This window comes from Falsihalocynthiibacter sp. S25ZX9 (assembly GCF_041205405.1).
Lineage (GTDB): Bacteria > Pseudomonadota > Alphaproteobacteria > Rhodobacterales > Rhodobacteraceae > Falsihalocynthiibacter > Falsihalocynthiibacter arcticus.
The window spans coordinates 1-276 of the sequence record NZ_JBGFCD010000373.1 but is presented as its reverse complement, the minus strand read 5'-3'; the positions used below and the strand labels follow the sequence as shown (position 1 = coordinate 276).

1 protein-coding gene is annotated in these 276 nt (G+C 58.3%); it reads right to left on the bottom strand.

Translation table 11 applies throughout. The features are described from left to right. Positions 1-276, bottom strand: a 276-nt coding sequence (locus AB9F29_RS22630) for a hypothetical protein (RefSeq protein WP_369757342.1), incomplete at both ends; no start/stop codon positions are given.

Sequence of the window (276 nt, the reverse complement as noted above, 5' to 3'; positions counted from 1 at the left end):
CCGTCCTCCTCGTCGGCGGTGGCTTGGGTGCGTTCTGGTTTAGATTGGGGTTGGGGCTGGTTTTCCTGTGGCAAAACTGCGGTCGACTCTGCTGGTTGCTCAAGCGTGCGGGCAGCGGGTGACGCAGGTTGGGTTTGTTGAGCTTCGATGGGCGCAGCATTCTTGGTCAAAACATCTGACTGTTCTTCGCTCTGCGGCGCAGGAAGGCCGGTTGCCCCCTCGCTCACATCCACGGTGGGATCCACAAGGATTAGGATTTCAGCTGGAGTTGTTTCA